The 13,079-nt window shown below is 29.5% G+C and carries 11 protein-coding genes; all 11 read left to right on the forward strand.

Translation table 11 applies throughout. From position 1 onward, the window contains the following. Positions 1-127: 127 nt before the first annotated feature. A complete protein-coding gene (locus tag DAD81_RS05385; RefSeq protein ID WP_111707207.1) occupies positions 128-1,420 on the forward strand; it encodes an OmpA family protein in 1,293 nt (430 codons plus the stop codon). Between the two features lie 105 nt (positions 1,421-1,525). Then, positions 1,526-2,002: a hypothetical protein gene (locus tag DAD81_RS05390; protein WP_111707208.1), complete on the forward strand. Its 477-nt coding sequence runs from the start codon at positions 1,526-1,528 to the stop codon at positions 2,000-2,002. A 20-nt stretch (positions 2,003-2,022) separates the two neighbouring features. Continuing rightward, entirely contained in the window at positions 2,023-2,472 is a 450-nt protein-coding gene (locus DAD81_RS05395; RefSeq protein WP_111707209.1) for an outer membrane beta-barrel protein, read from the forward strand. Positions 2,473-2,552: 80 nt separating this feature from the next. Next, positions 2,553-3,449 (forward strand): hypothetical protein, encoded by an 897-nt coding sequence (locus tag DAD81_RS05400; RefSeq protein WP_111707210.1) that lies wholly within the window; start codon positions 2,553-2,555, stop codon positions 3,447-3,449. Between the two features lie 16 nt (positions 3,450-3,465). Then, a complete protein-coding gene (locus DAD81_RS05405; protein WP_111707211.1) occupies positions 3,466-4,569 on the forward strand; it encodes a hypothetical protein in 1,104 nt (367 codons plus the stop codon). Positions 4,570-4,579: 10 nt separating this feature from the next. Next, a complete protein-coding gene (locus tag DAD81_RS05410) occupies positions 4,580-6,121 on the forward strand; it encodes a hypothetical protein (RefSeq protein WP_111707212.1) in 1,542 nt (513 codons plus the stop codon). A gap of 50 nt (positions 6,122-6,171) precedes the next feature. Continuing rightward, positions 6,172-7,614, forward strand: a complete 1,443-nt coding sequence (locus DAD81_RS05415) for a hypothetical protein (protein ID WP_111707213.1) — start codon at positions 6,172-6,174, stop codon at positions 7,612-7,614. A 15-nt stretch (positions 7,615-7,629) separates the two neighbouring features. Beyond that, positions 7,630-8,268: a hypothetical protein gene (locus DAD81_RS05420; RefSeq protein WP_111707214.1), complete on the forward strand. Its 639-nt coding sequence runs from the start codon at positions 7,630-7,632 to the stop codon at positions 8,266-8,268. Positions 8,269-8,290: 22 nt separating this feature from the next. Then, the gene (locus DAD81_RS05425) at positions 8,291-8,767 is read left to right on the forward strand and encodes a hypothetical protein (RefSeq protein WP_111707215.1); all 477 of its coding nucleotides are present in this window, start codon (positions 8,291-8,293) and stop codon (positions 8,765-8,767) included. A 415-nt stretch (positions 8,768-9,182) separates the two neighbouring features. Beyond that, complete coding sequence (locus tag DAD81_RS05430) at positions 9,183-10,154, forward strand: ribonucleotide-diphosphate reductase subunit beta (protein ID WP_111707216.1); 972 nt, start codon at positions 9,183-9,185, stop codon at positions 10,152-10,154. 258 nt (positions 10,155-10,412) lie between these two features. Beyond that, on the forward strand, positions 10,413-12,794 hold the full coding sequence (locus tag DAD81_RS05435; protein WP_111707217.1) for a ribonucleoside-diphosphate reductase subunit alpha: 2,382 nt from the start codon (positions 10,413-10,415) through the stop codon (positions 12,792-12,794). The last annotated feature ends 285 nt before the right edge of the window (positions 12,795-13,079 follow it).

Here is a 13,079-nt window from a genome sequence, read left to right on the forward strand (position 1 = left end):
CTGCATAATATCACCCATAAGGGTTATTTAAATCATCCTTTTAAATGAAGTAATTTTTTACGTTTAGATATAATTTAGCATTAGGAAAATCAACAAGACAATTGCTAAAAATTCTAAAACTAAAATTATGAAAAATTTAAATTTTAAAAACAAACTCCTATTTAAATTGTTATTATTAATAGGAATCTTTTTTGTAGCACCTCAGCATGTAGACGCTCAATTTTTTAAAAAATTAGTAAAAAAAGCAGAACAAAAAATAGAACGTGAAGCTGATAAACGTTCTGAACGACGCGTTAATAAAAAAATTGATAAAACCTTTGATGATGCAGAGGACACCATTGATGGTAAAAATAAAAAAGACAAAACAACTGAGAAAGAAAAGGCCAATAAGAGTACACAAGGCTATAGTTCTAACTCAGAAAATACTTCACAACAAAATGGAACTACAGTAAAACAACCAAATGTAGTTTGGAATAAGTTTGATTTTGTTCCTGGAGATACCGTAATTTTTGAAGATGGACCAAGTACCGACGAAGAAAATGGAGAGTTTCCAAGCCGTTGGGATTTATATAAAGGTAATGCTGAAATTGGGAATGTTGATGGCGAAAATGTGATAATGTTTCTTAGTCACCAATCTTACATTATACCCTACCTTAAAAATTCTAATGAAGATTATTTGCCCGATGTTTTTACCGTAGAATTAGATGTATGGTTTGCAAAAGGATACACAACATCAAACAGATTATGGATTTATTTATGTGACCAAAAAAACAATAGGCAAAAGACAGAACGATTGGTTGTAATGCCTCACGCTTTATCGTTTATGGATTCAGATAAGTCTTATCCAGGAACTGAAAAGATAGGATGGTCAAAAGAGCTTGAAGGATCATGGAAACACATTTCTATGGCTTATACCAAAGGGAAATACAAAGCCTATTTTAACGATACACGTTTAATAAATGTACCCCATTTAGAAATTAATCCTTCTGGAATTACTATTGAAGCAGGTAATGACAATATGTACATCAAAAACATCCGTATTGCCAAAGGTGGCGTAAAATACTATGATAGAGTTCTTTCTGAAGGAAAAATTATTGTAAACGGAATAAAATTCGATGTCAATAAAGCAAGCTTAAAAGCTGAAAGTATGGGGCCAATTAATGAAATCTATAAATTAATGGTTGACAATCCTACAATTAATTTTAGTGTTGAAGGGCATACAGATAGTGATGGTAGCGATGTTACAAACATGACACTTTCAAAAGAAAGAGGAAAATCTGTTATGAATAAATTAATTGCTATGGGAATTGCTCCAAACAGACTTAAATCTGATGGTTTTGGAGAATCTAAACCAATTGATAATAATAGCACTCCTGAAGGAAAAGCGAATAACAGACGTGTTGAGTTTGTTAAGTTTTGATTGAGTTAATTTTTAGACCTAGTAGGTTTCTGAAATCTACTAGGTTTTCAAAAAACAAGAATCATTAGGTGCGTTTAAAATATAAATAAACAAAAAAAAATAATCATGAAAAAAACAATCAAATTTTTAACAGTTTTAGTTTTAGTAGCAGCAAGTTTCACATTCACATCTTGCAGCAGCGATGATGATAATGATCTTCATACACAATTAGAGGATGGAAAGTATAAAGTAACAATGGATGGTAGTATTGTTGCAGAAGGAACAACAGAGGAAGTTGGTATGGTTGGAAATTCCATTTCACTTTCAGTGGGTAACGACTTTGGTGTACTAATTTCCGAAGTACCCGAAACAGTTGGTGTTGAGGTGAAAATTGGTGAAAATAACTCAGAAACAACAGTTATAATTTCTGGAAAAAATTTAATGAAAACAGGTACAGATGAAATGTATTTTTCCATTAGTGGAACTGTAAAAAGAACTTCAGAAAGCAAAATTTATTTTGAAGGAACTTGTAGTGAAATGGGGGGTACAACTGTTCATACTTTTAGCGGAACAGCTGAATCGGTTGCTTTTAAAGTAATATAAGAAATAATAAAAATTACATTATGAAAAAAGTCATTTTAATAATTATCATTCTTATCAGTTTTACTCAATTTATTAAAGCTCAAACTGAAGTTGGTAGTGGTATTTTGATAGGTACTTTAAGCACAATAGCAGTTGAGGTTAAAGCAAATTTTGGCGTATCAGAAAAAATATCCATATCACCATCCTTTGATTATTATTTAATGGATACTGCGAATAGTTATAATTTTTTCTTGTTAGGAGTAGATGCACATTATAATATGGAAATTAACAATGAATTTAAATGGTACCCATTAGCAGGGTTAAATTACTTTGTAGTAAGCGGAGATGGTTATTCATCTGGTTCAAATTTTGGTTTAACGCTAGGAGCTGGTGCTAATTACAACTTGTCAGACAATATGAAATTGTATGCGGAAACTAAATACATACGCTCAGATTTAGGTTTGTTTGCCGGAATCTTGTTCGCCATTTAAACAAACATTATTCTGTTGAATTAGCGCTTCAACTGAGCTTTAAAAAATAGTTAGCTCACAATAATTTAAAATATTAAAAAATGAAAAAATTAAGTTTAATACTTGCATTATTTATAGTAACTATAAGTTGCAAAGGAAACGAAAATAAATCAGTTGATAGTTTATCTATAAGTACTGAAAAACAAGAACCTAAATTAAAAAGATACGAAGTAAAATCTGGTATTATTAACTACAAATCAACCATACAAGGTAAGGTTATGGGTAGTACAATAACAGGAACGGGATCTGAAAGTTTATCTTTTAAAGATTGGGGTAATATAGAACTTGTTGAAGAAAAATCTACAACCACAACAATTACAAATATTTTTGGAAAAAAGAATACAGATGTAGCTACTACACATAAAATTTCTAAATTAAATAATGGAGAAAGTTATCACGTAGATTTTGATAAAAAACAAATTTTTATGCGTAGAGATATGGCAATGGAAATGACTAAAACCTTTGCTGGCGGAGATGTTAATAAAACAGGAAAAGCAATGTTAGAAGGTATGGGTGGGAAAATAATTGGTAACGAAAAGTTTTTAGGATATGATTGTGAAATATGGGATGTTCTTGGAGCTAAACAATGGATGTACCAAGGAGTAGTTTTGAAACTTGAAATGACTACTATGGGAATAACCACAATTAAAGAAGCAACCAGTGCTAAATTTAATGTGAATGTATCTGATAGCAATTTTAAATTACCTGATTTTCCTATTACAAAAGAAGAAGGCTTTATGGATAATGAAGAATATGAAGATGATATGGAAGACATAGATGCAAATATGGAAATGCTAAGTAATTTATCTTTTGAAGAATGGAAAAAAATGGCACTTGATGACAATGAAGATGAAGAAATGCAAAATATGAGCGAAGAAGAATTACATCAAACGTATGATATGATTCAAAAAATGGTCAAAATGAGAAAAGGGAATTAATTAAAAAAAAGTTGCTATGAAAACTTTTATATTGTTTTTGTCGCTTATTAGCTGCTTTGCAATACAATCGCAAGAGTTTAAGCCTTACAAAGTAAAAAGCGGAAAAATTACTTATGAAAAATTAAAATATTCAACACATTCAGTTTATAAGTATGAAAACGGAGTTGAAACGGGCTTTAGTGAACAAGTACCTTATGTAGCTGAACAAGTAATTTATTATTGGGATGAATTTGGAGATATTGCTTTTGAAGAAATTTATCAAGTATCAAAATTTGGAGGGAAATTGCTTCCTGAAAAAGTAAAAATAGCGGAACGTTTGTGGGTTGATGAACATCGTTATTATTTCAATTTTGACGAAAATAAAATTAGTGATGATCCATACTATTTACGTATAAAATGCAGAGAAAATATTCAATATTATCAAGTTATAGACTCTTGGATTGAAACGCTTTATATGGGTACTGAAAAATCGGGATCCAAAGAAATACTGGGAAAACAAGCCGATTACTACAACATAAGTAAATATCACGATATATATGCTTGGAAAGGATTGGTATTAAAAGATGAGAGTTTTTCTACAAGAGGTTCAAATGGCCCTAGAAACACTATTGAAAGAGCAAAAATTGCAGTAAAAATTGATACTATTTCAGTAATAAATAAAGAAATTTTCAATCCAATTTGGTTAAAACGAGAAAGACTGTATCAATCATTAAACAATCAGAAAATTGTAGAATTATTTGATGGTCGACAAGATGTACTATTTCAGGCAGATAATATCAACGGATTTAGAGTAATAAAAAATGATATTTTATTGTTTGTAACCACAAAACTAGCGGTTGGAAAACTTCAAATTTTAAATATAGATCCAAATCAAATAACCATTAAATATCAATTATATAATAACAATGGTTTTGAGTTAGACGCTCGAAATTCTTACAAAATTAAAGATAGCTCGTTGGTAAATATGGATAAAATCACTTATAAAAAATCAACCAATACAGAACTTGATTTTAAGTATGAAAAATCCATCATAATTCCACAAAATAATATCAGCATTTTATTATTAAAACCTAGTAGAACAACGGAATTAGAAATTAAAAAATATGTTAGAAAACATTAAATAAAATATTATGAAAAAATTAGTAATAACACTTATCGTTATTCTTTGTTTTTTTTCTTTAAAAGCACAAGAATCTAAAATAATAGGGAATTGGAAATTAACTCAGGTTGAAGCAAATAGTGAAACAGAAACAGGTATGGAAGTTGTGTTTATTTTTGCAGAAAACGGAGTCTTTAAAGCAGCAAGAAATGCGGAGTCAAGAACAATGGATGTAGGCACATGGAACTACAATAAAAAGAATCATACACTTGTTATGGTAAGTGACATGGACAAGGATTTTAATGGCGAAGCTTCAATTGTTGAAGTAACTAAAAATGCGCTAGTCTATAAAAAAGATGGAGCAACTTTATCTTTTATCAAATTAGCTAAAATGAATCCTCCAGCTAAAGTTGAAATGGAAAAACCAATACTTTCATTTGAAAGAGATGATTTGTATGATAATGAAGAAGGTTTTAATGAAAAAGCTGAAGCCAAAAAATTACCTTGGAACATAACCGCAATTGTAAACTATTTAAAAGATAAAAATGAAGTTCTCTTTCAATATACAAGTTTTCCAGATTCTAGAGAAGCAGCTAATTGGGTGGTAAGCACCAAGTTTAATTACAATGAAGTTGACCAAACATTGGGTGCAAGAGATTATTCATATGCTCAAAACGATTATATAGACATGACAGAACAAGCTATTTCTGTTGATTATTTTAAAGAAAATAAAGAAGATTTTCGATTTTACCCAGAAGAGGAACTAGATTGGTATAAGGTAGTTTCAACGAATGAAATCTTAAAAACAGCTCTTGGAGATTTTGAATGTACCGTTGTTGAAGGATTAGGTGGGTTTAGTGAAAAATTTCAATATTGGATGGTAAATAATCAACCAGGAGTATATGCAAAAATTGTAAAAGTTAAAGATCAAGAACCTCCTTTTGGTAGCACAACTGTTCAAATTATAAAAGAAGAAAGCATAGAAAACTCTGAATATTATAATCAAAAGGCAAAACTTGAACACCTTATGTTTGAGGAGGAAGATTTCTATACAGAAGGTCTTGAAAATTATAAATATAGCAACGAAAAAGATAAACTGCCATGGCAAGACTTTCATTTATTACTTGAACAACTTTCCAATATAAAACAACTGGTATATTCATTAGATCAATTAAATGAGGATGTAAATACATTCGAAAACAAAAAACTAACGGCTGATGTTTTTGTTGAAGCAGAAAATCAAAGATTGAAAATAGACAACATTTTTAACGGCTACGATAGCTACAACACAGCTGAAGGTGATGTTTATCTTGGAGATTATGAAAATGGAAACGCAGATTTATACCCATTAGATGAAGGTATGTACCGGGTTGTTGGACAAGAAGAACTTACCATTGATCTAGGAACTTTTAACTGTACTGTTGTTGAAGCTCTTAATGATAATGAAAAACTAAAAATTTGGCTTATGAATGACAAACCTGCTATAATAGCAAAAGTCATCAAAGATCCTAGAGAAGACTCTAGTAGCCACTATTCTATCTATGAGTTACAGGAAATAATTACATCAAATTAATTCAATTTCAATACAAATTTGGTTTTTATTCTAATAAAAAACATATAAAAATGAAAACTATATTAATTTCAATTTTAGCATTCATAAATATTGCTGCTTTTAGTCAAAATAATGTGGAACAGACCAAAATTAAAGACTATTTAGAAAGCACAATTCAAAATAAAAACACACTACTAATAAGCAAAATTTCGCAAAATGTAGTAGCGTCAGATATTATTAAAAGTAGTTTAACAATAAACACCGGAGATAAATATAACAACAACACAATACAAGAGCTATATTTTATAAAAACAGATAATAAACTTACCTCTTTTAAAAATTTAAGTGAATTATTAGCTTCTAGCGAGTTTCTAGAAAGCTTAAAATCGAAGAAATTTAAACTATTAACTGAAGATGATGGTGTTGCCTTTCAATCTATTTTAAAATTAATGGACAATGAGCGAGGTTTAGGATTTTTTATAGAAGAAAATACTTGGTATTTTATTAGAGATAAGTTTTTTGATGATGTTAAAGCATATATAGTTACTACAGATAAAGAAGGACAAATTTCTAAAATAGTTTATGAAAATAAATTAAAAAAGACGTTGCCTGAAACATTATTACAAGCTGGAGAATCAATTGATTATACAGATTCCGTAGCTGTAATTTCAAAAGAAGATATTGACTTTATGCGTAATTATTTGTTTAATAAAACCAATTATAAATTTGAGGTTTCACCACTTAATTTTTATTCAATACATAAAATATCAAGCATTTTAATTAACAAATGCAACTTAAAAGTAACCGAAGTTGATGAAGGTGGCAGTTTTACAAATAACACACCTTTTGTGTTAGTTTCTAGTAATAATGAGTACATAAAAACTTCTATTAATGAACTTCTTGAAACACCATTATTTTTAAAAAGTTTACAAGAAAAATACACACTAAAAACAGAAAATGATGCAAGACTTTTTCAATATGTATTAGACGATCTTTCACCTGTTAGTAAGTTTGATATTGAACTAAAAACCTTTTATAAAAAAGATAATATGTGGTTTTTTGTTCGAGAAAAATCTTTTGATGATTTAAAAGGATATGTCCTTTTGGTAGATGAAAAAAATAAGGTTTCTCATATAGAATATACTACCATTTCCGAAGAAAATATCCTTCGTTTAAAAATGAAAGATCCAACTTTTAAAGTTGATTACAAATTTAAATTGGTACAACCAACTTCTAATAAAGTTACACTAAAAAAAGATGAAGGCTTAAGTGTTGAAATTAGTTTTGATGAAAATATGGTAAACGCAACAGGTTGTTGGATTTTAACACAGTTTGATGGACGAAAAGATGGCATGTACGCAGGCACAAGCATAGCATCACCTTATACGGATGGAAGAACGGGAATGTCTTTGCAAAACAAACCACATACTATTGAATACTTTTTACTTAAAAATGGAGAAGAAAACACCGAAAATGCCTTGAGTAAAATAAAAATAAAAATTGAAGTAAAATAAATAAAATTTAAACTAATGAAACGAGCACTATATTTTTTAATAATTGCAGTCTTTTTAGGCTCTTGTTCAATAAGCAAAAAAACAACAACAGCAAGTAAACCTGAACCAGTTCCACCAGCAGGAATCACATTTACTGAAATTACTAATTATAAAGGTTTTGCATCACTTCAAAAGCCGTATCAAGGTGAAGGATTTAGCAAGCAAGAATCTGGCGGCTCTCGCAATGATGCTGGAGAAGAAGTTCCAACCAGCAAATATCTTGGACAACATGTATATCAATTTAGTGATTTATCTACAAATAACTTTATAAAAGGAGAGAATACTACTATTAATATAGCTCTTGAAAGCATTAAAAAATCCAGTATTTTAAGACCATTGCTAAAAAAAGAAAATGTAGTAGAACAGTACAGTGATGTTGTAATTGCAGGTAAAACATGTAAAAGATTTCTTGTTTCCTCTAATTTTAGTAGAAACGATTATTCTTGTGTGTATTATAGATTGGGTTATATAATTCCACATCATAATACTACGGCACTTTTTTATATAGATCAAGCAAAAAGTAGTCCAATAACTGCTTTTGAAGGAGATGTTAAAAAACTTGAAAGTGTGTTTAAGTATATGATAGAAACTGTTGAATTTAGAGAATTTGAATAATTAAATTGAAAAAATTAATACTATGAAACATCTTTTAAAAAAAATAACAATTTTAGTAATTATAAGCCTTGTACTTAATGCCTGTTCAAGCGAAAATAAACGAAATGCCAACTTTTTACCTCCTTTAAGTATTCCAATAGCTACAGAAATTAGTGGTGATACGGAACTTGTTGAAGTAATAAAATCTTCTGAAAAAGCACTTAATGAATTTTCAGATAATATTGAACAATTAGCAATTGAAGGAAAAGATGTTTTAAATAAAAAAGATGAAGATCAAACTTTAATGGATGGATTAAAAGTAGGAAAATTAATGGTTCAGTTTGTTTCAAATAGCACTCAAATGGCAAAACTAATTGAAGAGTTTGATACTTATATGAATGAAAAAGAAGAACAAGGTTTAATTAATGATACACAACTAAAAGCTTTAGAGCAAGTAAGTAATGCATTTATTAAACGAACAGAACAAATAAATGAAAAGTATAAAAATTATTTAAACTAATAAATGTGGGTTGATTTTGTTAAAAAGGTGATTTTAAAAATGTTTGAAGTAATAAAATAACGAGGCACAATATAAAAATTAGTATTTGGAGTAATTAATTGTTGATTTATTTCTATTTACTTTAAAAAGTTCAAGTTTAAAAGCTTGAACTTTTTTTATATAGTTACTCTAAACAGCCATTTTAATTTAAAGCTAATAGAATCAACTACGGAGCAATAATTGACGTTTGTATTTTGTTGATAATCAGTATTTAGGAGTAAATTGTCGTTTGTTTAAAAAGCCTCATAATGTTAAAAACTTAAGGTCAATTGTGAATAAGTGCCCTTTTTTTTTGTTTGTTTTTTTCCAATCTTTGTTTTTCTCGATTCGAAAGAAATCAACTGATAATTTTACCAATAAAAAAAAGTCTAAGAAAATGCCGGCTATTGAACCTATTTTACAAGAAAACAAAGACAGATTTGTAATTTTCCCTATTCAACATCAAGATATTTGGGAATGGTATAAAAAACAAGAAGCTAGTATTTGGACAGCAGAAGAAATTGATTTACACCAAGATGTAATTGATTGGGAAACAAAATTAAACGATGATGAACGTTATTTTATAAAACATATTTTGGCGTTTTTTGCCGCTTCTGATGGAATTGTAAATGAAAACTTAGCCGAAAATTTTGTTAGTGAGGTTCAATATTCTGAAGCGAAATTCTTTTATGGATTCCAAATAATGATGGAAAACATACATTCTGAAGTATATTCTTTATTAATTGATACATATGTTAAGAATGAAGTTGAAAAAAATGAGCTTTTTAAAGCTATTGATGTTTTTCCTGCAATTAAATTAAAGGCAGATTGGGCATTAAAATGGATCGAAAGTCCAAGCTTTGCTGAGCGCTTAATTGCTTTTGCAGCCGTTGAAGGAATTTTCTTTTCAGGAAGTTTTTGTTCAATATTTTGGTTGAAGAAAAGAGGTTTATTACCTGGTTTAACTTTTTCTAACGAGTTAATTTCTCGTGACGAAGGATTACATTGTGATTTTGCGGTACACTTACACAACAACCACATTGTAAACAAGGTTCCAAAAGAACGAATTACACATATTATTGTTGACGCACTTGATATTGAACGTAAATTTATAACAGAATCATTACCGGTAAGTTTAATTGGTATGAATGCTAAATTAATGACTCAATATTTAGAATTTGTAACAGACAGACTTTTAACTGAGTTTGGATGTGAAAAAGTTTATAACGTTTCCAACCCTTTTGATTTTATGGAAATGATTTCTCTAGAAGGGAAAACCAACTTTTTTGAAAAACGTGTTTCTGAATATCAAAAAGCCGGTGTTAAATCTGGAGGAACTGGAAGTATTAGTTTCGATGCCGATTTTTAAGTGATTCTAAATTGACAATTACAAATTACGTTTATCTCAACGTATATTTGAACCCCTAAAATATTAAAGTTAAATAATCTAAGTTTAATCTGAGGTATTTAACGTTGTTATTCTTGCTTAGGTAAGCGGTCATACCTTGTAAATATAGGTTGCTTCCTTATTATAAGGATGACAAGATTGAGAAAAAATTAACAAGAATCTTTGTTGCGAGTTAATTCGTAATTCAAAAATTCGTAAATTAAAAATTGTAGATAAAATATGTTTGTACTAAAAAGAGACGGAAGAAAAGAACCTGTGATGTTTGATAAAATCACGGCAAGAGTAAGAAAAATGTGTTATGGTTTAAATAAACTTGTTGATCCTGTAAAGGTTGCAATGAGAGTTATTGAAGGCCTTTATGATGGTGTTACTACTTCCGAACTCGATAATTTAGCTGCTGAAACTGCTGCTACTATGACGGTGCAACACCCAGATTATGCAAAGCTTGCGGCTCGAATTGCGGTTTCAAATCTACATAAAAACACAAAAAAATCATTTTCAGATGTTATGACGGATTTATACAATTATGTAAATCCAAGAACTGGAAAAAAAGCTGCTTTATTAGCTGATGATACTTATAAAGTTATCATGGATAATTCTGCAAAATTAGATTCAACTATAATTTATAATAGAGATTTTAGTTATGATTATTTTGGATTTAAAACATTAGAACGTTCTTATTTATTAAAACTAAATGGAAAAATAGCAGAACGTCCTCAGCATATGTTAATGCGCGTTGCGATTGGTATTCATCAAAATGATATTGATGAAGCCATTGAAACATATGAATTAATGTCTAAGAAAATATTTACACACGCTACACCTACTTTATTTAATTCTGGAACTCCAAAACCACAAATGTCTTCTTGTTTTTTATTACAAATACAAGACGATAGTATTGATGGTATTTATGATACTTTAAAGCAAACTGCAAAAATCTCGCAATCTGCTGGTGGAATTGGATTGTCAATTCATAATGTTAGAGCTACAGGTTCTTATATTAGGGGAACTAATGGAACTTCTAACGGAATTGTACCAATGCTAAAGGTTTATAATGATACTGCTCGTTATGTAGATCAAGGAGGAGGAAAACGTAAAGGATCTTTTGCTATTTATATGGAACCTTGGCACGCTGATGTTTTCAACTTTTTAGATTTACGTAAAAATACAGGAGCCGAAGAAATGAGAGCTCGTGATTTATTTTACGCTATGTGGATTCCAGATTTATTTATGAAACGTGTTGAAGAAAATGGAGATTGGACATTAATGTGTCCAAATGAATGTCCGCACTTATTTGATACTTATGGAGATGAATTTGAAAAATTATATACCGGTTACGAAAAAGTAGGAAAAGGACGTAAAACAATAAAGGCACGTGAACTTTGGGAAAAAATATTAGAAGCTCAAATTGAAACAGGAAATCCTTATATGTTGTATAAAGATGCAGCAAACAGAAAATCTAATCAAAAGAATTTAGGTACTATTCGTTCATCTAACTTGTGTACAGAAATTATGGAATATACAGCAAAAGACGAAGTTGCAGTTTGTAACTTAGCCTCCATTGCTATTCCAATGTTTATTGATGAAGACAAAAACGGAGAAAAATATTTTAATCATCAAAGGCTTTTTGAAGTAACTAAAAAAATTACCAGAAATTTAGATACTGTAATAGATCGTAATTATTATCCAGTGAAAGAAGCTGAAAATTCTAATTTCCGTCATAGACCAGTTGGTTTAGGGATTCAAGGTTTAGCAGATGCTTTTATTATGTTACGTATGCCTTTTACAAGTGATGAAGCTAAAAAATTAAATGAAGAAATTTTTGAAACAATTTATTTTTCAGCTGTAACTTCATCAATGGAAATGGCTAAAGCAAAAGGAACTTATTCAACCTATGAAGGTTCCCCAATGTCTAAAGGAGAATTCCAGTTTAATATGTGGGGAGTATCTGAAGATGATTTAAGTGGCCGTTGGGATTGGAAAGCTCTTAGAAAAGATGTACTAGAAAACGGAATTAGAAACTCATTATTAGTTGCTCCAATGCCAACAGCTTCTACATCACAAATATTAGGGAACAATGAAGCTTTTGAACCTTACACTTCAAATATTTACACAAGAAGAGTTTTAAGTGGTGAGTATATTGTTGTAAACAAACATTTATTGGAAGACCTTGTAGAATTAGGACTTTGGAATAATGAAATGAAGGAGAACATTATGCGTGCGAACGGATCTGTTCAACATATTGATGTAATTCCTCAAGATTTAAAAGAGTTATATAAAACTGTTTGGGAAATGAGTATGAAAGATATTATTGATATGTCTAGACAGAGAGGTTATTTTATTGATCAATCTCAATCTTTAAATCTGTTTATGCAAGATGCTAACTATTCTAAATTAACTTCTATGCACTTTTACGCTTGGAAAAGCGGTTTAAAAACAGGAATGTATTATTTACGTACAAAAAGTGCGGTAAATGCAATTCAATTTACAGTTTCAAAAGAAAAAAAGGTAGAAGATAAACCTTTAACGCCTGAAGAATTAAAAGCTATGTTAATTGCATCGCAAAATAATCCAGACGATTGTGAGATGTGCGGTTCGTAATAAAAGATTGTTAATATCTTGTGGATAAGAATATCAACTTATAAAAAATCAGCCTTTTATTTTGTAGATATTTGCAGTAATTAATATTTTGTTCTTAAGGAACTATTTAAGTAACGTTATAAACTGAATAAATAGTCAACCCATAGATAGAGTCTCATTTATAAAATGAGACTCTTTTTTATTTTATATTGTTTAATTATTTGTAGTTTTACCTTTTAGAACATAACGTTATCTTAACATTAATTTAATGTTGGTAACTTTAATTTAATGTTAGGCTTATTTATA

The sequence above is a fragment of the Lutibacter citreus genome (assembly GCF_003260195.1).
Classification (GTDB): Bacteria; Bacteroidota; Bacteroidia; order Flavobacteriales; family Flavobacteriaceae; genus Lutibacter; species Lutibacter citreus.

Bases quoted from the DNA above. Each gene is read 5' to 3' on its own strand.
- DAD81_RS05395 (WP_111707209.1), top strand. From the start codon at position 2,023: ATGAAAAAAGTCATTTTAATAATTATCATTCTTATCAGTTTTACTCAA.
- DAD81_RS05390 (WP_111707208.1), top strand. From the start codon at position 1,526: ATGAAAAAAACAATCAAATTTTTAACAGTTTTAGTTTTAGTAGCAGCA.
- DAD81_RS05405 (WP_111707211.1), top strand. From the start codon at position 3,466: ATGAAAACTTTTATATTGTTTTTGTCGCTTATTAGCTGCTTTGCAATA.
- DAD81_RS05400 (WP_111707210.1), top strand. From the start codon at position 2,553: ATGAAAAAATTAAGTTTAATACTTGCATTATTTATAGTAACTATAAGT.
- DAD81_RS05425 (WP_111707215.1), top strand. From the start codon at position 8,291: ATGAAACATCTTTTAAAAAAAATAACAATTTTAGTAATTATAAGCCTT.
- DAD81_RS05435 (WP_111707217.1), top strand. From the start codon at position 10,413: ATGTTTGTACTAAAAAGAGACGGAAGAAAAGAACCTGTGATGTTTGAT.
- DAD81_RS05420 (WP_111707214.1), top strand. From the start codon at position 7,630: ATGAAACGAGCACTATATTTTTTAATAATTGCAGTCTTTTTAGGCTCT.
- DAD81_RS05415 (WP_111707213.1), top strand. From the start codon at position 6,172: ATGAAAACTATATTAATTTCAATTTTAGCATTCATAAATATTGCTGCT.
- DAD81_RS05385 (WP_111707207.1), top strand. From the start codon at position 128: ATGAAAAATTTAAATTTTAAAAACAAACTCCTATTTAAATTGTTATTA.
- DAD81_RS05410 (WP_111707212.1), top strand. From the start codon at position 4,580: ATGAAAAAATTAGTAATAACACTTATCGTTATTCTTTGTTTTTTTTCT.
- DAD81_RS05430 (WP_111707216.1), top strand. From the start codon at position 9,183: ATGCCGGCTATTGAACCTATTTTACAAGAAAACAAAGACAGATTTGTA.